The sequence below is a fragment of the Bradyrhizobium sp. Ses1 genome (assembly GCF_059512365.1).
In genome coordinates this window covers 1-24221 of record NZ_JCAMOQ010000054.1, presented here as the reverse complement: position 1 = coordinate 24221, position 24221 = coordinate 1, and the positions used below count along the sequence as shown (strand labels likewise).

The following is a 24221-nucleotide window of genomic DNA, read 5'->3' as shown; positions in this document are numbered from 1 at the left end:
CGCCGTAGCGCGACGGTTTAGCACGGCATCACGCCGCCGCAAGGAATGGCTCCGCTCTGATGTGGATATGTGGCCTGACGGGCTGGTTGGCATCCCAGGACCTTGCGCCCGCGCCTAAAAAGCCCGATTCTAACAAGTGATGACCGCCGCACCGAATCTGCTCAACGCGCCCGAATTCACCGTCTCGGAACTGTCCTCCGCGCTGAAGCGAACGGTGGAGGACCGGTTCGGCCATGTCCGGGTCCGCGGCGAGATCACGGGCTTCCGGGGCCCGCATTCCTCCGGCCATTGCTATTTCGCGCTGAAGGACGAGAACGCCAAGATCGAGGCGGTGATCTGGAAGTTCGCCCACGCCCGCATGCGCTTCAAGCCCCAGGAGGGGCTCGAGGTCATCGCGACCGGCAAGCTCACGACCTATCCGAATTCCTCCAAATACCAGATCGTGATCGAGGCGTTGGAGCCCGCCGGCATCGGCGCGCTGATGGCGCTGATGGAGGAGCGCAAGAAGAAGCTCGCCGCCGAGGGCCTGTTCGACGAGGCGCGCAAGCAGCTCCTGCCCTGGCTGCCGGAAGTGATCGGCGTCGTCACCTCGCCGACCGGCGCGGTGATCCGCGATATCCTGCATCGCCTGGAAGACCGCTTTCCGCGCCGCGTGCTGGTGTGGCCGGTAAAGGTGCAGGGCGACGGCTCCGCCGAGCAGGTCGCCGCCGCGATCCGCGGCTTCAACGCACTCCCCGAAGGCGGAAGGATTCCGCGACCCGATCTTTTGATCGTCGCGCGCGGCGGCGGTTCGCTCGAAGACCTCTGGTCCTTCAATGAGGAGATCGTGGTTCGCGCCGCCGCCGACAGCATGATCCCGCTGATCTCGGCCGTGGGCCATGAGACCGACATCACGCTGATCGATTTCGCCGCCGACAAGCGGGCGCCGACGCCGACGGCGGCCGCCGAGATGGCGGTGCCGGTGCGCAGCGAACTGCTCACCGAAGTCGCTGCACTGGCCCGGCGTGTCTCCGTGTGCTGGCAGCGCGGCCAGGAGGCCCGCCGCAACGAACTGCGGGCTGCGGCGCGCGCGCTGCCGGCGCCGAGCGAGCTGTTGGCGATCCCGCGGCAGCGGCTCGACCATCTGGGCGCAGCATTGCCGCGCGGATTGAAGGCAAACACGCACGCACATTTCCGCCGCTTCGCCTCCACCAGCGGCCGGCTGACGCTGCGCGTGCTGCACGGGCAGATTTCGCATGCCAGGCAGCGCCTGACCGTCTCGGGCGAGCGCATCGCGCTCTCGGCACGCTCACTGCTGCGCAGCCGGCGCGAGCGCTTTACGGGGCTGGAGGTTCGCTTCAAGGCGTCCAAGCTCGCCAATGCACAGGCGCAGCGGAACGCGATCGCACGGCAGCGCGAACGCACCCATCGGCTCGCCGAGCGCGCGCAGCGCGCCATGGTCACATTGCTGCAGCGGTTAGATGCACGCGTCGGCCAGAGCGGAAAATTGCTGGCGGCGCTCTCCTATCGCAGCGTGCTGGCGCGCGGCTTTGCCCTGGTGCGCGACGACGCGGGACATCCGGTACATGCCGCGGCCAGCGTCGCGCCGAATGCACTTCTGTCGATCGAATTCGCCGACGGCCGCGTGGCTGCTACCGCCGATGGCGATCGCCCGGCCATCGCGGCACCGACGCCTGAGCCGAAGCCGGTCACGCGCGAGTCGAAACCCGCGCCGAAGCGGCTCGTAAAGCCGGTCGACCAGGGCAGCCTGTTCTAGCCTGTAGCCCGGGTGGAACGCGTAACCCGGGACACCTGTGTCCGCGTTGCGAGCGGCCCCGGGTTACGCGGGCGCTTCACCCGGGCTACGGCAGTGGGGAAAGAGAGCCCTCACCTGGCACTAACGCGAGAGCCAGGCGGCGACTTGCTTCTGCGCGTCGGTGCGCGCCTCCGCATCGGTGCCGATGTGGCCGACCTCGGGCATTGCGGCATCGGCTGTTCCGGCAATCGCCCGCAGCGGCAGGTTGGCGAGATCGAAGTCGTGATAGGCGCCGGGATAGGTGATGATCCGAGCCAGCGCGCTGCGGCCTCGCGCGCCGTCGACCATCTGGTGGCAGGCCGGCGGCGAACTGACATCATCATTGGCGCCGATCATGACCAAGGTCGGCACCCGCGTGCTCCAGCCGAGCTTGGAGGACAGCCGGCAATCCGGATAGAACGCAATCGCCGAGCGGAAATCCGGCTCGGTGCTGCGCGAGGGAAGTTGCGGCCGCACGGCCCACAACAGCGCACTGGCGCCATTGGCCCAGCCGATCAGGCTGATGCGCTCATGCGCCACCCAAGGCTGCTGCATCAGCCATTGCCGCGCCGCCATGATATCGGCGACCCGCTCGCGGCGCGCCAGCACATGCCGTTCCCGGTCCTTGACGCGGCATTGCGGGCCGACCTCGCGCGAGCCGTAGCTGTCGGGCAACAGCACGGCGTGGCCAGCCTTGAGCAATTGTTCCGCCCAGTCGCGGTAGCGCGGCAAGACCGGCTCCGAACGCCCGGCGAGACCGCCGCAGCCATGCAGCGCAATCACGGTCGGAAACGGGCCATCGCCGTCGGGTTTGTAGAGCTGCGCGTGCAACGTGAGATTGGTGGCGGGAATATCGACCTGATGCGGCGCAGGCAGCGGCGCGGCCGTCGCGGCGGAAGCCACAGCAACGAACGTCAGGAAAATGGCTAAAAACCGCATCTCAATTGGCCGGATCATGGTGGCGCTGCTGACCGAGCGGACCACGGCTGCCAAACTATCATGCAGCATGGCCGCAATTCATCACAAGTCGGTGGTTTAACCTGCGGACATTACAGCCTATTTATGGTAGGTAAAAATCGCAACCCCAACGAGGCCTCGTGTTAGGGCCGGGCGGAGAGTTTCATAGTGCTGAACAAGTTTGGTCCCTCGGGTCATGGCGAAGCACAGGTGCAATATCTGGATGGCGATTTCCGCGTGGTCTCGCCCGGAACCTATGTGCGCTGCGCCCTCACGGACGTACGGATTCCGCTCGACGAGCTGAAGTACTGGAGCGTCGATCTGCAGGAGGCCTATGCCACCCCGAGCGCGGTGCTGCAGCGGCATTTTCCCGCTGCACTGAAGCAGGGATAGCGCTGCCATAGATGGCACTGCCGTAGCCCCGGGTGGAGCGCCCGCGTAACCCGGGGTCTGCTCTCGATGTGGATGCAGCGGTCCCGGGTTGCGCTGCGCTCCACCCGGGCTACGAAGTTAGATACGGAGCCTGTTTTCGCGCGCCTTGGACAGGCTGTCTGAGACGAACTTTCGCAGCGATGCTGCATCCTCGAACTCCAGCGTCACCGCGAACCGCACCACCGCCTGCGCCCAGACAGGCAGCTCTCCGCGCTGCTTGAGCCGCGCCAGATCCTTTTCCGTGGTCACCAATGTCAGCCCGTCGCCTCTCGCCTGCGACACCAGGCTATCGATGTCAGCCTTCGAGAACACGTGGTGATCGGGGAACGCACTCTCTTTGATGACGTCGACGCCGCTGTTGCGGAGGGTGTTGAAGAAGCGCGCGGGATCGCCAATGCCGGCAAAGGCGAGCACGCGCCGGCCCTGGAGCGACGCAAGCGATGCATCGTCCGGCCGCAGCCGCGCCGCCAGCACAGGCTTTCCGCGCACCGTGAGTTCGGTCGCCAGCATCTTCGCGGCAGGGCCGCCGCCGACCACAACGAGCGCGTCGGTACGCGCAACCTGCGGCGACAGCGGCGCGCGCAACGGGCCGGCCGGAAACACCTTTCCATTGCCGAGGCCGCGGTGGCTGTCGATCACGATGATCGAGGCATCCTTCGCGACCGCCGGATTCTGGAAGCCGTCATCCATCACCAGTACGGTCGCTCCCAGCGACTTCACCAGCGCGACGCCTTCGGCACGGTCGCGCGCGACCACGACCGGCAGCCGCTCGGCCAGCATCAGCGGTTCATCGCCGACATCGGCGGCGGAATGTTTGGCAGGATCGACCTGCACCGGCCCGCGCAACTGGCCACCATAGCCGCGGCTGAGCACAACAGGCACTTCCCCGAGTTCGCGCAGCAGCTTTGCCAGCGCCAGCACGGTCGGCGTCTTGCCGGCGCCGCCCGTGTGATAATTGCCGACGCAGAGCACGGGAATGCCGGCGTCGATCCCCTTGCGCTGCATACGTCTGGCGGCGATGGCGCCATAGAGCGTGGCGAGCGGTTGCAACAGATGCGATTTTAGGGATGCCGGACCGTGCCAGAAGGCCGGCTCACGCATTGGCGGCTCCCATCTCGATCCGCAACTGCAAGAGATACGGTTCGAGCGCCCCAAGTGTTCGCTCCAGCGCGCCGCCGAGCTGCCGCACCACAAGTTCGGCCGCCCCCAGCGAGGCTTCGCGCGCCTTGGCATCGTCCAGCAACTGGCCGAGCTGCTTCACCAGCGCTTCCTGCGTCTCGGCACGCCGCGCACCGCCGGCACGGTCGAGCGCCTCATAGACGTCGGTGAAATTGAAGACGTGCGGGCCGTGCACGATCGCTGCGCCAAGCTTCACGGCCTCGATCGGGTTCTGGCCGCCGTGCGGAACCAGCGAACCGCCCATGAACACGATCGGCGCCAATCGATAGAACAGGCCGAGCTCGCCCATGGTGTCGGCGACATAGACGTCGGTGGTCGCAATCGGCAGCTCCTCGCGCGACCGCAGCGCGCTGTGCAGGCCGGCGCCATCGACGACGCGCGCGACCGCCTCGCCGCGATCCGGGTGCCTCGGCACGATCACCGTGAGCAGCGAGGGAAAGAATCCCGCAAGCGCGCGATGCGCTTCCACGAGCTGCTCTTCCTCGCCGGGATGGGTGGAGGCTGCGACCACAATCGGGCGGCCGCGCGTCACCGCCATCAGCCGCTCCAGCTTCGCAGGATCGGCCGGCGGCGCCGCGACGTCGAGCTTGAGGTTGCCGGTGATGACGACGTTGCGACTGCCGAGCGCCGCAAAGCGCTCGGCGTCCATTCCCGACTGGGCCAGGCAGATATCGAAGCGATCGAGCAGGGCCGAGATCGTGTGCGACATCCGCTGCCAGCGCGGAAACGAGCGCTGCGACATTCGTCCGTTGATCAGCACCATCGGCAAGCGGCGCGCGGAGCTCGAAAGAATCAGGTTCGGCCAGAGATCCGACTCGATGAACAGTGCCAGCGACGGCCGCCAGTGATCGAGGAAGCGCGCGACAAAGCGCGGGGAATCATAGGGCACATATTGATGGATGACGTCGGGCGGAAAGCGCTTGGCAACGATCGCCGCCGAGGTGACGGTGCCGGAGGTGAGCAGGATGCGCAAATTGAGCTCGCGCAGCTTCTCGATCAGCGCCGCCGCCGCCAGCACCTCGCCGACGCTGGCGCCATGGATCCACACCAGCGGCCCGTGCGGTCGCACATCGGCGCTGACGCCGCGCCGTTCGCCGACGCGGGCTGGATCCTCCTTGCCGAGCTTCAGCCGCCGCCGGATCAGCGCAGGCGCGAGCGGCACCATCGCGGACGACAGTCTTTGGTAGACCCGCAACGTCATCGGCAGCGAGTTAGCCAAGCGCTCCCTCCGGACGCCCGACGACCGCATAGGCCTTTCGGGTCGCTTCGTTCAGCAAGGCCTCCACCCTGAGCCGCAGCGTTTCCATGGTCTCTGCGTCGGCGTCGGGCGGCACCTCCACGGAATCGATGCCCACCAATGCGCCCCTTCCGAATGGCAAATTGATGGTGGTGGAATCCCAGTTTTTCAACCGGATGAACCGGCTGGTCACCATGGCAAAGGGCATGATCGGCCGGCCCGACTCGCGGGCCAGCATGATGATGCCGAGGCCGGCGACCCGGGCGCGCTTGGGCACGTCGGCGGTGGTCGCGACGTTCCACTTGTCCTCCAGCGCCTGCAGCATCTCCCTGAAAGCGCCGACGCCCCCTTTGCGATGGAAGCCGCCGGAATGGTCCCCCGACCCCCTGATGGTGCCGACGCCGAGCCGCTCGGCCGCGATCGCGTTGAACTCGCCGTCCCGGTGCCGGGAGATCAGGACCTTGGCGCGATGGTTTCCCCTGATCCGGATGAAGGGGGTCATCAGGTGCTGGCCGTGCCAGAATACGAAGATGCAGGGCATCTGCGGTTCCACCTGCTCGTAGACGTCAGGCGGCTCAAGGCTGAACCTGTTGGTCAGCCAGACCAGCCGCAGATATTCGGCCGCAAGCAGGCCCAGCGCACGCTGCACGAGGCCGCTGCGCAGGAAATCGCGAATCAGTCGTTTCAAAGGGAGGGCTTTGTGTCTTGACCCGGATCGAGCAGCCGATGGAGGTGGACGATGAAATAGCGCATGTGGGCGTTGTCCACGGTCTGCTGCGCCTTCGCCTTCCAGGCCACGTGGGCGCTGGCGTAGTTCGGATATACGCCGACGATCTCGACCTTATCGAGATCCTTGAAGGTGTTGTGCTGGAGGTCGATCAGCTCGCCACCGATGACGAGATGCAACAATTGCTGCGGCTGGGCACTATCTGACATAATCGTTTTTCCTGATGAGATGCCCGGCAGGCAAGTCCTGCGGCGCGCGGCGGTCAGTGCAACGGGCGGTTGCGAAAATGCTCGACAATACGTGCATGACGATCATGTCCCGCTGCCACCAGCACCCCATGCGCCAGCTCCCGGCGATTATACTCAATCGCATCCCCCGAGAGTGCCGTCATCTTACCATCCGCTTCCTGCACGATCAAATTCGCCGCCGCAAGATCCCAATCGTGACTATTGCCGCCTGCGAAGGCCGCATCGAGCTCACCATGCGCGACCCGGCATAGCCGGAGCGCCAGCGAACCGATTCGCGGATGCAGTGTGATCTCCTGCGTCGAAGGGCTCAATCGCTGCAGGAGCGGCTTCGGGCCGGCCATGCGAGAGAAATCGAGATCGGTGCCCGCGGTCGCGCGCACCGCGATGCCATTGCGCGTGGCGCCCTGCCCGCGCGCGGCGAAAAAGAACTCCTTGCTGGCGGGTGCGAATACCGCCGCCAGTACGGGCGCGGCATTTTCAACCAGCGCCACGCTGACGCACCAGTCCTCGCGCCCGGCCAGATAGGAACGGGTGCCGTCGATGGGATCGACGATCCACACCATTCGCTTGCCAAGCCGTGCCTGGTCATCGGCGCTCTCCTCCGATAGCCAGCCATAATCGGGCGTTGCCGAGCGCAGGCGCTGCTCCAGCAGGTCATTGACCGCAATATCGGCCTCCGACACCGGCGATGAGGCGCCCTTGATCCAGTTCTTCAATTCGGTGCGAAATAGCGAGAGCGCCAGCGCCCCTGCTTCCCGCACCGCCTCCGCCAGCAGCGCGGCGTCGCGCGCCAGGATCCCGTCGTCCGTATCAGCGTCCGCCAAGCGTCAGTCCCTCGATGCGCAGGGTCGGCGCGTTCACGCTGTAGCGGAATTCCAGATCGTTCGCGGCGACCAGCGATTTGAACATCGCCAGCAGATGGCCTGCGATGGTCACTTCGCTCACGGCATAGGTGATCTCGCCGTTCTCGATCCAGAAGCCCGAGGCGCCGCGGCTGTAGTCGCCGGTCACGCCGTTGACGCCCGAACCGATCAGGTCGGTGACGTAAAAGCCCTGCTTGATATCGGCGATCAATTCCTTCGGCGTCGCCGAGCCGGGCTCGAGATGCAGATTATAGGCCCCCGGCGACGGCACCGAGGAGACGCCGCGATGCGCGTGTCCCGTCGTCACCATGCCGAGCTCGCGCGCGGTGGCGCAATCGAGCAGCCAGGTGGTCAGAACGCCGTCATCGATCAGGGCGGTCTTCTTCACCTTGACGCCTTCGGCATCGAAGGTCTGCGAGCGCAGGCCGCGCACCCGCAAAGGATCGTCGATGATGCGGATATTGCTCGCGAACAATTGCTGGCCGAGACGATCCTTCAGGAAACTGGTCTTGCGCGCGATCGATGCACCGTTGATGGCGCCGACGAGATGGCCGACGATCGAGTTCGCAACGCGTGGATCGTAGACGACGGGCACCTTGCAGGTCTCGACCTTGCGCGGATCGGTGCGCGCCACCGCGCGCTCGCCCGCCTTGCGGCCGACACTTGCAGGCGAAGCAAGATCGGATGCATGCAACGCGCTCGTGAAATCATAGTCGCGCTCCATGCCGGTGCCCTCGCCCGAGATCGCGGTCATCGAGATGCCGTGGCTCGAGCGCAGGTAGGAACCATGGAAACCGGTCGAGGTCACCAGCACCATGCCGCCGATGCCGGAGGAAGCCGACGCGCCGCCGGATTTGGTCACGCCATTCACCGCGAGCGCCGCCGCTTCCGCCTCGGTGGCGCGGCGTTCGAGTTCCGCGGTCGAGGGCACGTTGCGGTCGAGCAGGTCGAGAGCGGGGAAGTCGCGCGCCAGCAGCGCAGGATCCGCAAGCCCGACATATTTGTCATCGGGCGCAACGCGCGCCATCGCGACCGCGCGCTCGGCAAGCTTGGCGATCCCGTCGCCAGTGACATCATTGGTGGAGACCACCGCCTGGCGCTGACCGACCAGCACGCGCAGGCCGACATCGTCGCCTTCGGAGCGCTCGGACTCCTCGACGCGCCCGTCGCGCACCTCAACGCCTTGCGAAACGCCGCGCACCGCGATCGCATCCGCCGCATCCGCGCCGGCGCGCTTGGCGGCCTCGACAAGACGCTGCGCCAGTTCACTCAAAACCGACTGGTCGAACAGGTCGGTCGCGGACTTTTCGGCAAGCGAGGGTGAAGGGTTCACGAACAGATTCCTGACATTGAAGGGCTCAACGCAGCGCGGCGCGCCAAACCCACCAAGTGGGCCGGATTTGCAGCGATTTCAAGCGTTTTGCCGCGCGATGAAGAAGAATTGCTCGAGCGCGGCAAGGTCTTGTCAAGCATGCGCGCCTTTGACGTCTCTTTAACCAGCCTTCTTAAGCTGATCGGGAAATGGCTGCGCTAAGGTCTCGCGCATCGACCGGGAACATAATCCCGGCGGGGAGATAAAGCCGTGAGGCGTCAAACAGCAACAGGCGGGCTCAACCCCGCCGGGTCGGGCCGTGTGCAACGGCTCGACCCGCTTTCTCTTCCGCTCAGCTTCCATGCGCAGGATATCCGCGCGGATGGTGGCATGCGGCAGGTTGAACTTCACCACGAACGCGTCGTGCTGCGCCGTGCCGTCAAGGGCATGCGGATGGCGATCAATGTTCGCGTCTGCGACTTCATCGGCGTCGCGTTGCGCGATTTGGGCGACGAGCAGATGCTGACGCTCGTCCACCGCGATCCGTCGCTCGCAATCCCGCTTGGCGTCAGTTCCGATCGCGACGAGATCGAAAGCGCCTGGCAGATGTGGAGCGACGTGCTCCGCCTGCCGCAACTCAGCGAGCAAGCGCCGCGCGAGCCTGCAGCCCGGCGCAGGCGCCGCAACGTCATCCACACGCGCCGCCCGCGCTTCCTGGTACGCCGCCGCCGTGGCCGCCCGCTCGATGCGGGGAATGTCCATCGCGGCGAACGCGAGATCATCGCGCGGGATTGAGCGCCACAACACACACCGTCATTCCGGGGCGCCGCGAAGCGGTGAGCCCGGAAGCCATTTCACCACCAGTACATGCGGCCCGATGGATTCCGGGCTCGCGCCAAGGGGCGCGCCCCGGAATGACCGGGGAAGCGTCAGCGCATCACGGCGTCAGCGAGCAATCCGGCGAACAGGATGAGGCCGGCGTCGCGGTTGGACTTGAAGACGCGCAGGCACAAGGCGGGATCGCTGATGTCGAGCCGTCTGATCTGGATCGCCAGATGCAACGCGAAGGCGGCGAGGCCGATCCACGCGAACCAGTGCGCGCCGGCCAGCACGAGCGCTATGCCGATCAGGACCACCGCGAGCGAATAGAACACCACGAGCGCCTTGTGCGTGGCCGCGCCGAACAGGCGTGCGGTCGACTTGATGCCGATCAGCGCGTCGTCCTCGGCGTCCTGATGCGCGTAGATGGTGTCGTAGCCGATCACCCAGGAGATCGAGCCGGCATAGAGCGCAAGCGCTGTCAGATCGATGCGCTCGAGGATGACGGCAAACCCCATCAGAGCGCCCCAGGAGAAGGCGAGTCCCAGCACCACCTGCGGCCACCACGTGATGCGCTTCATGAAGGGATAGATTGCGACGATGACGAGCGAGGCGATGCCGGTCGCGACCGCAAAACGATTGAACTGCAGCAGCACGATAAGGCCGATCAGCGCCTGGCCGACCAGGAAGATCAGCGCCTGCGTCACGCTCACCTGCCCCGCCGGAATCGGCCGCGACCGCGTCCGCTCCACTTTCGCATCGAGATTGCGATCGGTGATGTCGTTCCAGGTGCAGCCCGCGCCGCGCATCACGAAGGCGCCGATGAAGAACAGAACGATGGCAAGCGGGAGCTGCTGACGGTCATGGGCGATGCCGGCGGCGAGCGCCGCCGACCACCAGCACGGCATCAACAGAAGCCACGAGCCGATTGGCCGGTCGAAGCGGGAGAGACGCAAGTAGGGCCGCGACCAGAGCGGCGCGTGGCTGTCGACCCAGTTGCCGGTCGCATCGGCAACGCGGGCGGTGACGTCGCTCATCGCGACAGCACGTTGCCGTTCAGCGTGTCAAAGGTGCTGCCGCCCTTGCGCGTCGGCACTGCTTCGGGCGCGGAGGCCGAGCCCAGCACTTCGCTCAATGTCGGGCCAGCCGGACCGCGCGCCTGTTGCGTCGCCATCTGCTGCGCCACCGCGCAGACCTTCTTCTGCATCGCCTCGGTGTTCTTGTGGCCGTTCTGGAGCTGCTCGAGGATCTGCGGCGGGATTCCGCACTTCGCCGAGTTGTCCTTGACGTATTTCATCATCTTCAGCTCGGCCTGGCTGTAATTGCCGATCAGCTTGCAGGCCTCGTCCGGACCGGCCTTCTTTTCACCGGCGGCCTTGATCAGCTTGCCGCGCCGCTCGGTCTCCTCGCGCAAGGGGACGAAGCCCTTCATGCAGGCGTCCGACGGGCCCGCGCCCGCGGACTGGGAGGGTGGCGGTGCAAACCCGGCACCACCGCCCCCGATCGGCGCCGCCCCCTGGCTCGGGAACGCCGAAGGCGCCCCGATCGACGCGGAAGGTACCCCGCCGTTCACCGGCGGGAAGGGCGAGGCGTTGGCAGGCGCTGCGGCCTGCTGACCGGGCAGCGGCGCGGGAAACGCGCCCTGCGCAAAAACCTGGCCGGCGTGGAGCACCACGGCGGCGACCGTCAGCGACACCATCAGGCGGGTCATCAAGGATATTTCTCCGGCAGCCGGCTTCCAAACGAAGCACAATTTCCATGCGGCTTTTTACGATTCCAGCCGTTCCTTAACAACCCGTGGATTGGGGCAACAGCGCGGCGTCACGCCGCGCCATCGATCAAAAATAAGCTACAGATTCTAGCGCTTTAGGCTAAAAGCGCGGCCGAGTTGCGTGACGACGGAACATTAACACATGCCGGACTACGACTTTCGCGCCCCTCGCCTGTTCGTCGATGCGCCCCTGCAAGCGGGCGAAATTGTCGCGCTGGACCGCGACCAGAGCAACTATCTCGGTAACGTATTACGGTTGAAGGCCGGCGACGCCATCCTGGTGTTCAATGGCCGCGACGGCGAATGGCAGGCCGAGCTCAGTGGCCGCAAGCGGGCGGACACGCTGACGGTCCATCGCCAGACCCGGCCGCAGGATCGCCTGCCCGACATCGCCTATGTCTTCGCGCCCTTAAAGCACGCCCGGCTCGATTACATGGTGCAGAAGGCGGTCGAAATGGGCGCCTCGCGCCTGCAGCCGGTCCTGACCCGCTTCACACAGGTTTCGCGGGTGAACGGCGAGCGGATGCGGGCCAATGTGGTCGAGGCGGCCGAGCAATGCGGGATCACCGCCCTCGCCGAGGTCGCCGATCCCGTCCCGCTCGAGCGCTTCCTGACCGAGCGCGTGGGCGACCGGCTCCTGGTATTCTGCGACGAAGCCGCCGATCTGGGCGATCCCCTGTATGCCCTGCAACAGGGGGCCGCCACTGACGGCATCGACGTCTTGATCGGCCCGGAGGGCGGGTTCGCCGAAGAGGAGCGCACGCTGCTACTGCGCCAGCCCAAGACCCTCCGGCTGTCGCTGGGGCCGCGGATCCTGCGCGCGGACACCGCAGGGGTCGCGGCGCTGGTCTTGGTGCAGGCGGCGCTCGGGGACTGGCGCCCTAGCACGGGTGGAGCGCCAGCGTAACCCGGGATCAATGGCAAACGCCGAGGCAGATGTCCCGGGTTGCGCATTCGCTCCACCCGGGCTACGCGCTCATTAAGCGATTTGGCCGATGGTTGTCGAAACGACACTTTTGCCGTGCTAAGGGCTCGCCGCGAACCCTTAAAGCCACTCCGGGAACCCATTTTCGGGCGATTTGGACGTCGAGATGACCGTAACCGCCACCACACGCGGTGCCGCCTCCTCCGCCGCATGGGCGGATGCACTGCTGCTGTCATTTGCGCAGGCCGGTTACATCAGGTCCGAGCCGACAATCCTGCAACCGGCCGAGCCGTTCCTCGACCTCTCGGGCGAGGGGATCCGCAAGAGCCTTTACCTCACCACCGACGCCAGCGGCGAGGACCTGTGCCTGCGCCCGGACCTGACGATCCCGGTGGCGCGTGACTACCTCGCCTCGCCGGAGGCCGGAAAGCCGGCCGGTTTCAGCTATCTCGGCCCGGTGTTCCGCTATCGCGGCGGCCAGCCCAGCGAGTTCCTGCAGGCCGGCATCGAATCATTCGGCCGGCAGGACCGCGCCGCGGCGGATGCCGAAATGCTGGCGCTGGCGCTGGAGGCGACGGCGGCGTTCGGACTGACCGACGTCGAGATCCGCACCGGCGACGTCGCCCTGTTCAATGCGCTCATCGAGACGCTTGGACTCTATCCCGTGTGGCGCCGCCGCCTGATCAAGGATTTCAACCGCAAGGTCAACCTCACCGAGGACATCGAACGGCTGACGCTGACCGGCGGCCCCGGCGGCAACGAATATCAGGGCGTGCTGGCCGCCCTTGCCGGCTCCGACCGCAAGGCGGCGCTGGCGCTCGTCACCGACCTGATGTCGATCGCCGGCACCACCAATGTCGGCGGCCGCACCGTCGCCGAGATCGCTGACCGCTTCCTCGAACAGTCGACGCTGAAAGCAGGCGCATTGCCGCGCGATGCGATCGCCACCATCAAGCGCTTCCTATCGATTGCGGGCGAGCCGGACGAGGCCATCGCGCAACTGCGCGCATTGGCTGAAGACGCGAGGCTCGACCTCTCCGGCGCGATCGACGAGCTCGAACGCCGCGTCGGCTTCATGGCCGCGCGCGGCATCGATACCAGCAAGACGCGCTTCTCGACCTCGTTCGGGCGCGGGCTCGATTACTACACCGGCTTCGAGTTCGAATTGCACGCCAGGGGCAACGGCACCGAGCCGCTGGTCGCCGGCGGCCGCTATGATGGATTGATGACGCAGCTCGGCTCGGCTGAGCCGATCCCGGCGGTCGGCTTCTCGGTCTGGATCGAGGCGCTGACGCAGCATGGCAAGCCTCGCGGCGGAGGCAAGGCATGAGCGCACCCTTCGTTCTCGCCGTCCCGTCTAAAGGACGTCTGCAGGAAAATGCCGAGGCATTTTTCGCCCGCGCCGGATTGACGCTGTCGAAGCCCGGCGGCGCACGCGATTATCGCGGCACCATCGCAGGGCTCGACAATGTCGAGATCGCCTATCTCTCGGCCAGCGAGATCGCCTCCCAGCTCGCGCGAGGCATGGTGCATCTTGGCGTCACCGGCGAGGACCTCGTGCGCGAGAGCATCGCCGATGCCGACAAGCGGGTGCACCTGATCGACGGATTGGGTTTCGGCTACGCCAATGTGGTGGTCGCGGTGCCGCAGGCCTGGATCGATGTCCGGACCATGGCCGATCTGGACGACGTCACCACCGGCTTCCGCGAGCAGCATCACCGGCGGATGCGGATCGCGACCAAGTACATCAACCTGACGCGAACCTTCTTCGCCTCCCGCGGCATCCTCGACTACCGCATTGTCGAGAGCGCCGGCGCGACCGAAGGTGCGCCCGCCGTCGGCACGGCGGAGCTGATCGTTGACATCACCACGACCGGCGCGACGCTCGCTGCCAACGGGTTGAAGGTGCTCGACGACGGCGTGATCCTGCGCAGCCAGGCCAACCTCGTCGCCTCGAAAGACGCCGACTGGTCGACCGAGGCCCGCGAGGCCGCCCGCGTCATCCTGGATCACATCGCCGCGCGCGCCCGGGCCAACAAATATCGCGAGGTCCGCACCCGTTTCAAAGGATGCGATGCAGCATTGCTCGCGGAAGCCCACAACCGCTTCGGCGTGGTCACCCCGTTCGGCGGGCCGACCTCATCCGGCATGCTGACGCTGCACTGCCCACCGACGCAGCTCTATGCGCTCGGCAGCTTCCTGCGCGAGCATGGCGCCGATACAGTGTCGGTGGTCTCGCTCGACTACGTCTTCGACCGCGAGAATCCGCTGTTCGCCAGGCTCGAGGCCTTCCTGCGGCAATGAGGCGTCCGGTCCGTTCATCGTGGCGACAGCCGGCAGGCGGTATCATATATCTTTGAGAACCCTGGAACCTGATCGATGACGCTGGGCTCTGACGTTTCCGGCCTGACCACCACCGCGACGAATGCCGCGGCGCAGGGGTTGTCGGTCGTCGTTCCCGTTTACAACGAGGCTGCGGGGCTGGCGCTGCTGCACGAGCGGTTGATCGGGCTGGCGCGGACTTTGAGGGATCGCTACGGGCTCGCTTGCGAGGTCGTCTATGTCGACGACGGCAGCAAGGACAACACCCTTGCGATCGCGCGTTCGCTTATCCCCGACACGCTGGATGTCCAGGTGGTGTCGCTGTCGCGCAATTTCGGCAAAGAGGCTGCGCTGATGGCTGGCCTCGACCATGCCCGGCGCGGCGCCGTGCTGTTCATGGATGGCGACGGCCAGCACCCGCCCAGCCTGGTCGAGAAACTGGTCTCACACTGGATCGATGACGGCTACGATGTCGTCTATACCGCGAAAGCGCATCGCGACAACGAGCCGTTCCTGCGCAGGCTCGCGGTGCACGGCTTCTATGCGCTGATCAACTGGGGCGCGCGGCAGAAGATCCCCGAAGATGCCGGCGACTTCCGCCTCTTGTCGCCGCGCGCGGTGGCGGCGCTGCGGCAATTGCCCGAGCGCAACCGCTTCTTCAAGGGGCTGGCGAGCTGGATCGGCTTCCGCCAGATCAGGGTCGACTACGAGCCGGCGCCGCGCGCGCATGGCGTCACCACCTTCAGCGCGACGCGGCTGATCGGTCTGTCCATCGAAGGAGTGACATCGTTTTCGGTAGCGCCGCTGCGCTTCGCGAGCCTGCTCGGCGTGCTGCTGGCGACCGCGGCGTTCCTGTTCGGGCTTTCGATCCTGTGGGAGGTCTTCACGACCGGCAAGCAGGTGCCCGGCTATCCCTCGCTGGTGATCGGGTTGATGACGATCGGCGGCGTGCAGCTCATCATGATCGGCATCGTCGGCGAATATATCGGCAAGATCCTGTCCGAGCTGAAGGCGCGGCCGATCTATTTCGTCGCCGAGCATAGCGAGAAGCGCGCCGGCCCCGATGCGGCCGCCGCGGGCAGCGAACGGACCGCGGCCGAATGAACGATGCCGCGCAGCCGCGCCGGATCTGGCTCTGCGCCGACGATTACGGATTGAGCGAGAGCGTCAACCGCGCCATTCGCGATCTCATCGCGCGCGGCCGTCTCAACGCGACCTCGGTGATGGTGGTGGGCGCGGCAATCGGCCGCGACGAAGTGGCGGCCCTAAAGCGCGTTGCCGCCGAAAGCCCGCGCTGCGCGGTCGGGCTGCACGCGACGCTGAGCGCGCCGTTCCGTCCGCTGACCATGCATTTCCGACCCGTCAATGGCGGGCTGTTCCTGCCCTTCCCGAAAATGTTGCGCGCCGGCCTGCTCCGGCGGCTCGATCGCGAGATGATCCATGCCGAGCTCGTCGAGCAGCTCGCGACGTTCAAGGACATGTTCGGCCGCGCGCCTGACTTTGTTGACGGCCATCAGCATGTGCAATTGTTTCCGCAGGTGCGGGACGCCTTCTTGCGCGCCGTGAAGGACGCCGCGCCCGAAGCCTGGGTGCGCCAGGGCGGACGCAGCCAGCCGTTATCGCAACGCTTGCGGTCGCCGAAAGCACTGGTGCTGGACACGCTGAGCGCGCAGTTCAGGAAGCGTGCACGACGCGCCGGCATTGCCTTCAACCCCGCTTTTGCCGGCGCCTATGATTTTTCGAGATCGCCCGATTTCGGTCCCCTGATGCGACAGTTTCTCGAGGGACTGCCCGACGGCGGGCTCGTGATGTGCCATCCCGGCTTCGTCGACGAGACGCTGAGGGAGCTCGATCCGCTGACGACCCAGCGCGAAAATGAGCATGCCTACCTCGGCAGCGAGCACTTCCCGCAATTGCTGGCGGCGAACAATGTTACGCTCGCCTGAGCATGATCCGGAAAAGTGGGTACCGGTTTTCCGAAAAGATCGTGCGCAAAGAGAAATCCGCCGGTCGTTTTGTCGCATACGCAAATTTAATTCGCGGCCCCACTCCTTGCGCCACAAAGGCGGCCTTACATGTTCCGCGCTTCGACGCAATCGACGCGATGGAGAAGGCCATGACCCCGCAAGAACGCCAATTGATCGACGATCTCTTCGACCGGCTCGCCAAGCTGGAGAGCGCCCCGCGTGATCCGGAGGCGCTGGCCGCCATCTCGGAAGGGCTGCGCAAGGCGCCCAACGCCGTCTATGCGCTGGTGCAGACCACGCTGGTGCAGGACGAGGCGCTGAAGCGCGCCAACGACCATATCCAGCAATTGGAAGCAGAACTCGGCGGTGGACCGCAGCAGCAGGGCCAAGGCGGCGGCTTCCTCGATTCGATGCGCGATGCGATCTTCGGCCAGAACCAGAATCAGCCGCGCGGCTCGGTTCCGCCGGTGCGCCCGCCGGAGGGTGGCAGCCGCCCTGCCTGGAATACCGGCCAGGCACTGCAGCAGGCGCAGGGTCCTGGACCGTATGGCCAGCCGCCTTACGGCCAGCAGCCCCAGCCCTATGGCGCGCCACAGGCGGCTCCGTTCGGCGGTGGCGGCGGCTCGTTCCTCGGCACCGCTGCGGCGGCCGCCGCCGGCGTCGTCGGTGGCTCGCTCTTGATGAACAGCATCCGCGGGCTGATGGGCGGTGGCGGCGGTCACCAGGCGTTCGGGGACTCCGCCAGTCTCGGCGACAACAAGCCGTGGGGCAATGACCAGTCGGGCGGCAATCTTGCGCGCGATGCCGGCGTCAACGACATCGGCTCTGGCGGGCGCGACAACGACTCGCGCTCCGGCCTGTACGATCAGGCGTCGAACAACAACGACAACAACAATGACGACGATGGCTATGGTCCCGACGATGACGACGATGGGTTCGATGACGGCGGCGACGACGGTGGCAGCGACTACGCGTAAGCCGCACGCAAATTCCAAAGCAGAACGGCCGCTCGAGTGAGCGGCCGTTTCTCTTTCGTCGTCCCCCAACCACAGGAAGCTATTGTGACGCGAGCAAGCTGTTGCAGCGGGGCACACCACAAACGCCTGTGATTATGGGTCCCGGGTCTGCGCTTCGCTTGCCCGGGACGACAGCATCGCTAGATCACGATCACCCTGGTGCCGACGTTGACGCGACCATAGAGGTCGATGACGTCCTCGTTGCGCATGCGGATGCAGCCGGAGGACACGTTGGTGCCGATGGTCCAGGGCTCGTTCGAGCCGTGGATGCGATAGAGCGAGGAGCCGAGATACATCGCACGCGCGCCGAGCGGATTTTCCGGTCCGCCCACCATATGCCGCGGCAGATCGGGACGGCGCGCCAGCATTTCCGGCGGCGGCGTCCAGTCCGGCCATTCGCGCTTGGCGGAGATCGTCTTAACGCCCGACCAGGTGAAGCCGGGGCGGCCGACGCCGATGCCGTAGCGCAGTGCCTTGCCGTCAGCCTGCACGAGATAAAGGAACTTGTTCGGGGTATCGACGACGATCGTGCCCGGAGCTTCCTTGCCGTCATAGTCGACAAGCTGCTTCTCATATCTCGGATCGAACGGCCGCTGCGCGGGATCGGCCGCCTGCTCCTCGCGCATCATCGGCTGCTGCGGATCCATCGGCGGCAGCATCGTGCGCCGGCCACCATAATAACCCGGCTGCTGCTGATAGATCGGCTGCTGCTCGTAGGATTGCGGGTAGCCCTGGTCGGGACCGTCGCCGAACAGGAATTCGATAAAGCCGCCGCCGAGGCTGGAGGCCCTGCGCACCGGCTGAGGCGGCGCCTGGTAGGAATAGATCACGGTCGGCCCGGCGAGCGGCGCGCCATCGATCGCAAACGCCTGGTGCGGAGCGGCAGGCAGGAAGGACGCGCCGGCAACAAGCGCAAAGAATGTTTTCTTCATCGACGTACTCTGTACTGTTTCGTCAATCGTCAGCAGCACTCGGCGTGAGGCGCCGTGGCATGCGACCAATCAAAATCAAAACCGCATCGGTTTGGTAAACGTAACCAGCGTTTGGATTCACCACGTCGGCAATCGGCGGCGGATTTCAAAATTAGCGTTTATTTTGCTTAAATTCGTAGGCGTCATGGTTAATCCCCGGTATGCGGCGCGACGCGAAACGCCGTTGCAAAACATTCCCGTGTGAACTCCCTATTAAATCGCTTCTGCGTAGAACACTGGGAGTGAAGGGGGCGGGAACAGTCTCATGTCAGTTAGTCGCAAGCGTTTTCGTGTTGAACAAGCCATTATGGGCGACATGCCGATGCCGGCACCGGTTACGGTGGAAGGCGGTGAAATCGGTCCAATGCATCGGGAGATCATGGCGGAGCTTCGATCCATCCGCGCGCAGATGGCGCTCGGCGTCCACGCCCAGCGTCCGGTCGCAGCCGAAGCCACCGAGGCGGCGGTGGCGCGCGAGGTCGCCGAAGCGCATGCGCTGCTCGACACCTATCGGGCACAGATCGAGCAATGCGAGAAGCTGAAGGTCGAGCTCGACCTGATCCACGATGCCATCAACCGCACCAAGCGCGAGATCGCGGCGCTGCACGGCAGGGGCTTCGATGGCCCGGAGATGGCCAAGGTGAACGGCGAGCTCGGGGCCGTCGTCGGCGGCACCGAGGAGGCGACCCAGCAGATCCTCGAGGCGACTGAGGCGATCGACCAGGCCGCCACCGCGCTGACCAAGGTCGCCTCGCCCGAACAGCAGAAGCTGCTTGCCGAGGATATCCAGGAACGTGTGGTGACAATCTTCGAGGCCTGCAATTTCCAGGACCTCACCGGCCAGCGCATCAACAAGGTGATGAACACGATGAAGTTCATCGAGCAGCACATCAATGCGATGATGGATATCTGGGGCGGTGTCGACGCCATCAAGGCGCACGCGCCGCCGATCGTCGACACCCGCGAGGGCGACGCCCGCCTGCTCAACGGCCCGAAGCTCGACGGCGACGTGGGCCACGCCTCGCAGGACGATATCGACGCGATGTTCGACTGAGCAGGCAGGTCGCAGGGAACAACGCAAAACGCCGGCGCGACGCCGGCGTTTTTTTATGCGCGGCGGCGCCCCCTCTTCCCTTCTCCCTTGTGGGAGAAGGTGGCGCGAAGCGCCGGATGAGGGGTTGTCTCCGCGAGCGATAGCGTTCGCGGAGAGAACCCCTCACCCAAATGAGTCCAGTTCTGGCAGCGGAGCTGCCCTCTCCCAAGCGGCGAGGGCACATCAACCGGCACCGCCGCATATAGCCCTCCTTGTAAGGGGAGAGGGCACAGCAATTGGCACTTCACGCCCGTGGCGCGCAGCGGACGTAGACCATGTTGCCGTAGCGGACGGCGGCGTCCTTGTCGACGAAGCGGGTGACCATGACGCGGCCGTCGAAGGAGACGATCTCGCGGTCCTGCTCGCCGCCGGACGGCCCGGGCGGGCCGATATAGTTCTTGCCGCTCGGAGAGCCCTTCAGACGCAGCTCCTGGGGGGTGGCCTGGTCTGCGAGATGCATGATCACGCCGCCGGACTGGCCGGCGCCGATCACGTAAGGCTGCTTGCACTGGTCGCGCGCCATCTTCTCGGTGCGGGCGCGGTCCGCCGGATTTTGGTAGGAGGCCAAGCCCCAGCGGCCGACGATCTCGTCGGAACGAATGGTGGCGGGCATTTCCGGCGCGGCCTCCTCGGGCCCAGGCCCCGGGTTGGATGACAGCGACGGCAGGTTGACGCTGCTGCACGCGCCCAACAGAAGCGTCAGCGCCGAGACGGTCGCAAATTTCGCAACCGCGCGCGCGTCACCTGATCCGATCATCCGTATTCCCCCGAAATATCCTTGGGTCGCACCTTTGGGCCGCACCCGTCCTGCAGCCAAGCTTAAAACGTAAGGCAGAGCAATGACGTCGAAACGATGACGTGAGAACTCCAACCTGGGCTCTGATTTGATTTGGTTGCAGCATCCTATATTGGCCTCACCAAGGCCTTAACCACTTTGCTTGACAGGAAAGGCGCCAAGCCATATTCCCCGCCCCACAATTAGCACTCTGGCGCGACGATTGCTAATGCGCTGGATATCCTGCCCGCGAGCCATCGACCGGCCGGCATTCAACCCCGGCCTCGATGAACGAGACCTGAAACCGAGCCTCCAAGAGGAAACGTCATGGCTAAATCCAAATTCCGCCCGCTGCATGACCGCGTCGTGGTCAAGCGCATCGAAGCCGAAGAGAAGTCCAAGGGCGGCATCATCATCCCCGACACCGCCAAGGAAAAGCCCTCTCAGGGCGAAGTCACCGCCGTCGGGCCAGGCGGCCGCGACGAGACCGGCAAGCTGATCCCGATCGACGTCAAGGTCGGCGATCGCGTGCTGTTCGGCAAATGGTCAGGCACCGAGGTCAAGCTCGACGGCGAGGAACTCCTGATCATGAAGGAGTCCGACATCATGGGCGTGCTGGTCTAACGCAACTTAGCGGAGCGGCCGCAACATCCACACATGTCATGCCCGGGCCTGACCCGGGCATCCATCGATCTTCAAGAGCGATGGATTTGCCGGGTCAAGCCCGGCAATGACGACAAGGGTGTGCGGCCCAGTGCCCTCAATCATTCCAGGAGCAAGATATGGCTGCCAAAGACGTTAAATTTGCCGGAGAAGCCCGCGAGCGAATGCTGCGCGGCGTCGATGTCCTTGCCAATGCGGTAAAGGTCACGCTCGGCCCGAAGGGCCGCAACGTCGTCATCGAAAAGAGCTTCGGTGCCCCTCGCATCACCAAGGACGGCGTCACCGTCGCCAAGGAGATCGAGCTCGAGGACAAGTTCGAGAACATGGGCGCGCAGATGCTGCGCGAAGTCGCCTCCAAGACCAACGACACCGCGGGTGACGGCACCACCACCGCGACCGTGCTGGCGCAGGCGATCGTGCGAGAGGGCGGCAAGGCGGTTGCTGCGGGCATGAACCCGATGGACCTGAAGCGCGGCATCGACCTTGCCGTCGCCGCCGTGGTCAAGGACCTCGAGAAGCGCGCCAAGCCAGTGGCCGCCTCTTCCGAGGTCGCCCAGGTCGGCACCATCTCGGCCAATGGCGACACCGCGATCGGCAAGATGATCGCCCAGGCCATGCAGAAGGTCGGCAATGAGGGCGTGATCACGGTCGAGGAGAACAAGTCGCTGGAGACCGAGGTCGACATCGTCGAAGGCATGAAGTTCGACCGCGGCTATCTCTCGCCCTATTTCATCACCAATGCCGAGAAGATGACCGCCGAGCTCGAGGACGCCTACATCCTCCTGCACGAGAAGAAGCTCTCCGGTCTGCAGGCGATGCTGCCGGTGCTGGAAGCTGTCGTGCAGTCCGGCCGTCCGCTCTTGATCATCGCCGAGGACGTCGAGGGCGAGGCGCTGGCGACACTGGTGGTCAACCGCCTGCGCGGCGGGTTGAAGGTCGCCGCCGTCAAGGCGCCGGGCTTCGGCGACCGCCGGAAGGCGATGCTGGAGGACATCGCGGTCCTGACCGGCGGCCAGTTGATCTCCGAAGAGCTCGGCATCAAGCTCGAGAACGTCACGATCAAGATGCTCGGCCGCGCCCGCAAGGTCGTGATCGACAAGGAGAACACCACGATCGTCAACGGCGCCGGCAAGAAGGCCGACATCGAGGCACGCGTCGGCCAGATCAAGGCGCAGATCGAGGAGACCACCTCCGACTACGACCGCGAGAAGCTGCAGGAGCGGCTGGCCAAGCTGGCCGGCGGCGTCGCGGTGATCCGCGTCGGCGGCGCAACTGAGGTCGAGGTCAAGGAGAAGAAGGACCGTGTCGAGGACGCGCTGAACGCAACCCGCGCCGCGGTGCAGGAAGGCATCGTGCCCGGCGGCGGCGTGGCGCTGCTGCGCGCCAAGAAGGCGGTCGGCCGTCTCTCCAACGACAATTCCGACGTCCAGGCCGGCATCAACATCGTGCTGAAGGCCCTCGAAGCCCCTGTGCGCCAGATCTCGGAAAACGCCGGCGTCGAAGGCTCGATCGTGGTCGGCAAAATCCTCGAGAACAAGTCGGAGACCTTCGGCTTCGACGCCCAGACCGAGGAATATGTCGACATGGTCGAAGAAGGCATCATCGACCCCGCCAAGGTTGTGCGCACCGCGCTGCAGGACGCCTCCTCGGTCGCCGGCCTCCTGGTGACGACGGAAGCCATGGTCGCCGAACTGCCGAAGGAGCCGGCGCCTGCGATGCCGCCCGGAGGCGGCGGTATGGGCGGCATGGGCTTCTGAGCCCCTCTAACAATCAAATCAAAAGGCCGCCTTTGGGCGGCCTTTTCGTATCCGGATTAGAGCATATTCGGTTCTGATTGCATCAGAACCGAATAGCCGCCGAGTACTTCCCGTCAGGCCAGGCTGATGGCGGCGAATACCAGGCAGGCGACGTAGACCATGGCCAGGCTCACGCCCACGATCCTGGCCTCGCGATGAGATTCCAAATTTCCCTCCATTGGAAGAGACAGAGGCCGCCATAACGGCAGCCTCTATCCTGCATCAGTCAATTTCCTGAACGACGGTGCGCGTGCCGGGATCCACCAGCATCACGCGGTCCCCGGAATACACATAGCGATACTTCGTGAGCGATGGTCCCCAATCGGACGGCACCGCCGCGAGCTCGACATCACTCGGCACCGTTCCGCCGACGACGATCTTTTCCTTTGTCGTCACGGGACGAACCTTGTGCTCGGTGACGTAGGTCTTGATTCTGGTGCGGTACTCTGGCTCGATCTGAACCGTTGCACGTCCGGCCCCGGTCGTAGTCGTCACGGTGCTCTGCGCGAGCGCACCGCTCGACATCAGAGCGATAGCCGCGGAAAGCAAAAGCATCTTCCTCATCTGGATTCTCCTCGCCGCGACATGCGGCGCTCAAAGAACTTCATGGACTCGCACAAGTTCCGGGGCGCGCCGAGCGAATTTCCATTTTATCCCGATATCGATTGCCAAGGAGCATCCGACTGATCGGACGATCAGCAACGAAAATTGTTGATTTTTGCAATCACCGCATCTGCTCTTGCCGGAGGACGCCGCGGCGATTTTTCCGATTTTTCCCACTATTTCAGCGGCGCGACGAATCCACCACCAAATGTCGGGGTTGCGATCATCAATGGCCATGATGAACGCCCGGACTGCTGTTCACCCTAACCATTGCAGTGGAGATTCCGTTCCCTTCGGCGGGACGTAAGAACACGATGCAGCATTCTTCGACCCGCACAAGCGCGAGGCTGCGATCGGCGTTGCCGAGGGAACTGCAGCCCGGGCTCGAGAATTCAATGAACCTGATCGTTGCAGAACGCACGAGCGCGGCGGCCAAGCCTGTCATCGCGCGAGCAGCGTCGTGGCTGTTATTTTACATGATTGTTGGAGAATGCATGGCTGGCTCGGATGTGGCTGACAAGGGTATCGGCGGCGAAGCCGATTGGGCAGCCAAGCTGAAGAACGAAACGGACGCGTGGCGTCGGCGTCGCATGGTGCCGTCGCAGCAGTTGACCCCGGGCGGAATTCCGGTCGTGCGCCGCCTGAAGCGGAAGCGAGCAAACGCGGGAGCCGTGGCGGCTCACCCCTTGTCCGGTTAGGCTGTGTGGACTCTTGGGATTCTCAAATCAGACGGAACGTGATTCAAGGCTTTCTTTTAGGAGGAAGCCTTGG

General features: G+C 65.1%; 26 protein-coding genes. 13 read left to right on the top strand and 13 right to left on the bottom strand.

From position 1 onward, the window contains the following. Positions 1–139 precede the first annotated feature (139 nt). Positions 140–1756: an exodeoxyribonuclease VII large subunit gene (gene xseA, locus AC5ZG5_RS37850; protein WP_456645895.1), complete on the top strand. Its 1617-nt coding sequence runs from the start codon at positions 140–142 to the stop codon at positions 1754–1756. A 120-nt stretch (positions 1757–1876) separates the two neighbouring features. Here the strand turns inward: xseA and AC5ZG5_RS37845 are convergent, their stop codons facing one another. Next, on the bottom strand, positions 1877–2713 hold the full coding sequence (locus AC5ZG5_RS37845; RefSeq protein ID WP_456645916.1) for a dienelactone hydrolase family protein: 837 nt from the start codon (positions 2711–2713) through the stop codon (positions 1877–1879). A 186-nt stretch (positions 2714–2899) separates the two neighbouring features. Between AC5ZG5_RS37845 and AC5ZG5_RS37840 the strand changes: the two genes are divergently transcribed. Beyond that, entirely contained in the window at positions 2900–3124 is a 225-nt protein-coding gene (locus AC5ZG5_RS37840) for a DUF2093 domain-containing protein (protein ID WP_456645894.1), read from the top strand. A gap of 117 nt (positions 3125–3241) precedes the next feature. Here AC5ZG5_RS37840 and lpxK read toward each other — a convergent pair whose 3' ends face one another. Genes lpxK through AC5ZG5_RS37810 form a run of 6 tightly spaced genes read right to left on the bottom strand, consistent with a single transcriptional unit; the run spans position 3242 to position 8750 of the window. Continuing rightward, the gene (gene lpxK, locus AC5ZG5_RS37835) at positions 3242–4264 is read right to left on the bottom strand and encodes a tetraacyldisaccharide 4'-kinase (RefSeq protein WP_456645893.1); all 1023 of its coding nucleotides are present in this window, start codon (positions 4262–4264) and stop codon (positions 3242–3244) included. After that, positions 4257–5591 (bottom strand): 3-deoxy-D-manno-octulosonic acid transferase, encoded by a 1335-nt coding sequence (locus AC5ZG5_RS37830; protein ID WP_456645892.1) that lies wholly within the window; start codon positions 5589–5591, stop codon positions 4257–4259. The genes lpxK and AC5ZG5_RS37830 overlap by 8 nt, the downstream gene beginning before the upstream one ends. After that, positions 5554–6267, bottom strand: coding sequence for a lysophospholipid acyltransferase family protein (locus AC5ZG5_RS37825; protein WP_028166940.1), 714 nt, complete (start codon positions 6265–6267; stop codon positions 5554–5556). The genes AC5ZG5_RS37830 and AC5ZG5_RS37825 overlap by 38 nt, the downstream gene beginning before the upstream one ends. After that, positions 6264–6515 carry a DUF4170 domain-containing protein gene (locus AC5ZG5_RS37820; protein WP_028166941.1) on the bottom strand — a complete coding sequence of 84 codons (252 nt, stop codon included), beginning with the start codon at positions 6513–6515 and terminating at the stop codon, positions 6264–6266. Before AC5ZG5_RS37820 ends, AC5ZG5_RS37825 begins: the two co-directional genes overlap by 4 nt. A gap of 53 nt (positions 6516–6568) precedes the next feature. After that, positions 6569–7378, bottom strand: a complete 810-nt coding sequence (locus AC5ZG5_RS37815) for a 3'(2'),5'-bisphosphate nucleotidase CysQ (protein WP_456645891.1) — start codon at positions 7376–7378, stop codon at positions 6569–6571. Continuing rightward, positions 7365–8750 carry a TldD/PmbA family protein gene (locus tag AC5ZG5_RS37810; protein ID WP_456645890.1) on the bottom strand — a complete coding sequence of 462 codons (1386 nt, stop codon included), beginning with the start codon at positions 8748–8750 and terminating at the stop codon, positions 7365–7367. The genes AC5ZG5_RS37815 and AC5ZG5_RS37810 overlap by 14 nt, the downstream gene beginning before the upstream one ends. A gap of 249 nt (positions 8751–8999) precedes the next feature. On the opposite strand from AC5ZG5_RS37810, the gene AC5ZG5_RS37805 reads away from it, so the two are divergent. Beyond that, complete coding sequence (locus AC5ZG5_RS37805) at positions 9000–9524, top strand: DUF6101 family protein (RefSeq protein WP_456645889.1); 525 nt, start codon at positions 9000–9002, stop codon at positions 9522–9524. Between the two features lie 134 nt (positions 9525–9658). On the opposite strand, the gene ubiA is transcribed toward AC5ZG5_RS37805, so the two are convergent. Then, a complete protein-coding gene (gene ubiA / locus AC5ZG5_RS37800) occupies positions 9659–10585 on the bottom strand; it encodes a 4-hydroxybenzoate octaprenyltransferase (RefSeq protein ID WP_456645888.1) in 927 nt (308 codons plus the stop codon). Beyond that, the gene (locus AC5ZG5_RS37795; protein ID WP_165435384.1) at positions 10582–11262 is read right to left on the bottom strand and encodes a hypothetical protein; all 681 of its coding nucleotides are present in this window, start codon (positions 11260–11262) and stop codon (positions 10582–10584) included. The genes ubiA and AC5ZG5_RS37795 overlap by 4 nt, the downstream gene beginning before the upstream one ends. Positions 11263–11461: 199 nt before the next feature. Here AC5ZG5_RS37795 and AC5ZG5_RS37790 point away from each other — a divergent pair, with 199 nt between their 5' ends. The 6 genes from AC5ZG5_RS37790 to AC5ZG5_RS37765 all read left to right on the top strand — a co-directional run bounded on the left by AC5ZG5_RS37790 (position 11462) and on the right by AC5ZG5_RS37765 (position 17510). Beyond that, positions 11462–12226: a 16S rRNA (uracil(1498)-N(3))-methyltransferase gene (locus AC5ZG5_RS37790; protein WP_456645887.1), complete on the top strand. Its 765-nt coding sequence runs from the start codon at positions 11462–11464 to the stop codon at positions 12224–12226. Between the two features lie 184 nt (positions 12227–12410). Beyond that, positions 12411–13574 (top strand): ATP phosphoribosyltransferase regulatory subunit, encoded by a 1164-nt coding sequence (locus AC5ZG5_RS37785; RefSeq protein ID WP_456645886.1) that lies wholly within the window; start codon positions 12411–12413, stop codon positions 13572–13574. Continuing rightward, positions 13571–14548 carry an ATP phosphoribosyltransferase gene (gene hisG, locus AC5ZG5_RS37780; RefSeq protein WP_456645885.1) on the top strand — a complete coding sequence of 326 codons (978 nt, stop codon included), beginning with the start codon at positions 13571–13573 and terminating at the stop codon, positions 14546–14548. The genes AC5ZG5_RS37785 and hisG overlap by 4 nt, the downstream gene beginning before the upstream one ends. A gap of 75 nt (positions 14549–14623) precedes the next feature. Next, on the top strand, positions 14624–15670 hold the full coding sequence (locus AC5ZG5_RS37775; RefSeq protein ID WP_456645884.1) for a glycosyltransferase family 2 protein: 1047 nt from the start codon (positions 14624–14626) through the stop codon (positions 15668–15670). Beyond that, positions 15667–16512 carry a ChbG/HpnK family deacetylase gene (locus AC5ZG5_RS37770; protein ID WP_456645883.1) on the top strand — a complete coding sequence of 282 codons (846 nt, stop codon included), beginning with the start codon at positions 15667–15669 and terminating at the stop codon, positions 16510–16512. Before AC5ZG5_RS37775 ends, AC5ZG5_RS37770 begins: the two co-directional genes overlap by 4 nt. 170 nt (positions 16513–16682) lie before the next feature. After that, the gene (locus AC5ZG5_RS37765) at positions 16683–17510 is read left to right on the top strand and encodes a DUF2076 domain-containing protein (RefSeq protein ID WP_456645882.1); all 828 of its coding nucleotides are present in this window, start codon (positions 16683–16685) and stop codon (positions 17508–17510) included. A 179-nt stretch (positions 17511–17689) separates the two neighbouring features. On the opposite strand, the gene AC5ZG5_RS37760 is transcribed toward AC5ZG5_RS37765, so the two are convergent. Then, positions 17690–18481 (bottom strand): L,D-transpeptidase, encoded by a 792-nt coding sequence (locus tag AC5ZG5_RS37760; RefSeq protein WP_456645881.1) that lies wholly within the window; start codon positions 18479–18481, stop codon positions 17690–17692. Between the two features lie 304 nt (positions 18482–18785). Between AC5ZG5_RS37760 and AC5ZG5_RS37755 the strand changes: the two genes are divergently transcribed. Then, positions 18786–19574 carry a protein phosphatase CheZ gene (locus AC5ZG5_RS37755; protein WP_028166954.1) on the top strand — a complete coding sequence of 263 codons (789 nt, stop codon included), beginning with the start codon at positions 18786–18788 and terminating at the stop codon, positions 19572–19574. 283 nt (positions 19575–19857) lie between these two features. On the opposite strand, the gene AC5ZG5_RS37750 is transcribed toward AC5ZG5_RS37755, so the two are convergent. Continuing rightward, positions 19858–20370: a hypothetical protein gene (locus AC5ZG5_RS37750; RefSeq protein WP_130228010.1), complete on the bottom strand. Its 513-nt coding sequence runs from the start codon at positions 20368–20370 to the stop codon at positions 19858–19860. Between the two features lie 345 nt (positions 20371–20715). Between AC5ZG5_RS37750 and AC5ZG5_RS37745 the strand changes: the two genes are divergently transcribed. Beyond that, on the top strand, positions 20716–21012 hold the full coding sequence (locus AC5ZG5_RS37745; protein WP_027580177.1) for a co-chaperone GroES: 297 nt from the start codon (positions 20716–20718) through the stop codon (positions 21010–21012). A 158-nt stretch (positions 21013–21170) separates the two neighbouring features. Further along, the gene (gene groL, locus AC5ZG5_RS37740; RefSeq protein WP_028166956.1) at positions 21171–22808 is read left to right on the top strand and encodes a chaperonin GroEL; all 1638 of its coding nucleotides are present in this window, start codon (positions 21171–21173) and stop codon (positions 22806–22808) included. Between the two features lie 261 nt (positions 22809–23069). On the opposite strand, the gene AC5ZG5_RS37735 is transcribed toward groL, so the two are convergent. Both AC5ZG5_RS37735 and AC5ZG5_RS37730 read right to left on the bottom strand, forming a co-directional pair. Further along, on the bottom strand, positions 23070–23411 hold the full coding sequence (locus AC5ZG5_RS37735; protein ID WP_028166957.1) for a DUF1236 domain-containing protein: 342 nt from the start codon (positions 23409–23411) through the stop codon (positions 23070–23072). A gap of 30 nt (positions 23412–23441) precedes the next feature. After that, entirely contained in the window at positions 23442–23687 is a 246-nt protein-coding gene (locus AC5ZG5_RS37730) for a hypothetical protein (protein ID WP_456645880.1), read from the bottom strand. A gap of 158 nt (positions 23688–23845) precedes the next feature. Here AC5ZG5_RS37730 and AC5ZG5_RS37725 point away from each other — a divergent pair, with 158 nt between their 5' ends. Then, entirely contained in the window at positions 23846–24148 is a 303-nt protein-coding gene (locus AC5ZG5_RS37725; RefSeq protein ID WP_456645879.1) for a hypothetical protein, read from the top strand. Positions 24149–24221 lie beyond the last annotated feature (73 nt).

Excerpts from the sequence above, each read along its gene's own strand:
- AC5ZG5_RS37785 (WP_456645886.1), top strand. The coding sequence starts at position 12,411 with ATGACCGTAACCGCCACCACACGCGGTGCCGCCTCCTCCGCCGCATGG.
- ubiA (WP_456645888.1), bottom strand. The coding sequence starts at position 10,585 with ATGAGCGACGTCACCGCCCGCGTTGCCGATGCGACCGGCAACTGGGTC.
- hisG (WP_456645885.1), top strand. The coding sequence starts at position 13,571 with ATGAGCGCACCCTTCGTTCTCGCCGTCCCGTCTAAAGGACGTCTGCAG.
- AC5ZG5_RS37775 (WP_456645884.1), top strand. The coding sequence starts at position 14,624 with ATGACGCTGGGCTCTGACGTTTCCGGCCTGACCACCACCGCGACGAAT.
- AC5ZG5_RS37765 (WP_456645882.1), top strand. The coding sequence starts at position 16,683 with ATGACCCCGCAAGAACGCCAATTGATCGACGATCTCTTCGACCGGCTC.
- AC5ZG5_RS37770 (WP_456645883.1), top strand. The coding sequence starts at position 15,667 with ATGAACGATGCCGCGCAGCCGCGCCGGATCTGGCTCTGCGCCGACGAT.
- AC5ZG5_RS37735 (WP_028166957.1), bottom strand. The coding sequence starts at position 23,411 with ATGAGGAAGATGCTTTTGCTTTCCGCGGCTATCGCTCTGATGTCGAGC.
- AC5ZG5_RS37750 (WP_130228010.1), bottom strand. The coding sequence starts at position 20,370 with ATGATCGGATCAGGTGACGCGCGCGCGGTTGCGAAATTTGCGACCGTC.
- AC5ZG5_RS37725 (WP_456645879.1), top strand. The coding sequence starts at position 23,846 with ATGAACCTGATCGTTGCAGAACGCACGAGCGCGGCGGCCAAGCCTGTC.
- AC5ZG5_RS37790 (WP_456645887.1), top strand. The coding sequence starts at position 11,462 with ATGCCGGACTACGACTTTCGCGCCCCTCGCCTGTTCGTCGATGCGCCC.
- AC5ZG5_RS37830 (WP_456645892.1), bottom strand. The coding sequence starts at position 5,591 with ATGCGGTCGTCGGGCGTCCGGAGGGAGCGCTTGGCTAACTCGCTGCCG.
- lpxK (WP_456645893.1), bottom strand. The coding sequence starts at position 4,264 with ATGCGTGAGCCGGCCTTCTGGCACGGTCCGGCATCCCTAAAATCGCAT.
- AC5ZG5_RS37845 (WP_456645916.1), bottom strand. The coding sequence starts at position 2,713 with ATGCGGTTTTTAGCCATTTTCCTGACGTTCGTTGCTGTGGCTTCCGCC.
- groL (WP_028166956.1), top strand. The coding sequence starts at position 21,171 with ATGGCTGCCAAAGACGTTAAATTTGCCGGAGAAGCCCGCGAGCGAATG.
- AC5ZG5_RS37755 (WP_028166954.1), top strand. The coding sequence starts at position 18,786 with ATGTCAGTTAGTCGCAAGCGTTTTCGTGTTGAACAAGCCATTATGGGC.
- AC5ZG5_RS37820 (WP_028166941.1), bottom strand. The coding sequence starts at position 6,515 with ATGTCAGATAGTGCCCAGCCGCAGCAATTGTTGCATCTCGTCATCGGT.
- AC5ZG5_RS37745 (WP_027580177.1), top strand. The coding sequence starts at position 20,716 with ATGGCTAAATCCAAATTCCGCCCGCTGCATGACCGCGTCGTGGTCAAG.
- AC5ZG5_RS37730 (WP_456645880.1), bottom strand. The coding sequence starts at position 23,687 with ATGGCCATTGATGATCGCAACCCCGACATTTGGTGGTGGATTCGTCGC.
- AC5ZG5_RS37760 (WP_456645881.1), bottom strand. The coding sequence starts at position 18,481 with ATGAAGAAAACATTCTTTGCGCTTGTTGCCGGCGCGTCCTTCCTGCCT.
- xseA (WP_456645895.1), top strand. The coding sequence starts at position 140 with ATGACCGCCGCACCGAATCTGCTCAACGCGCCCGAATTCACCGTCTCG.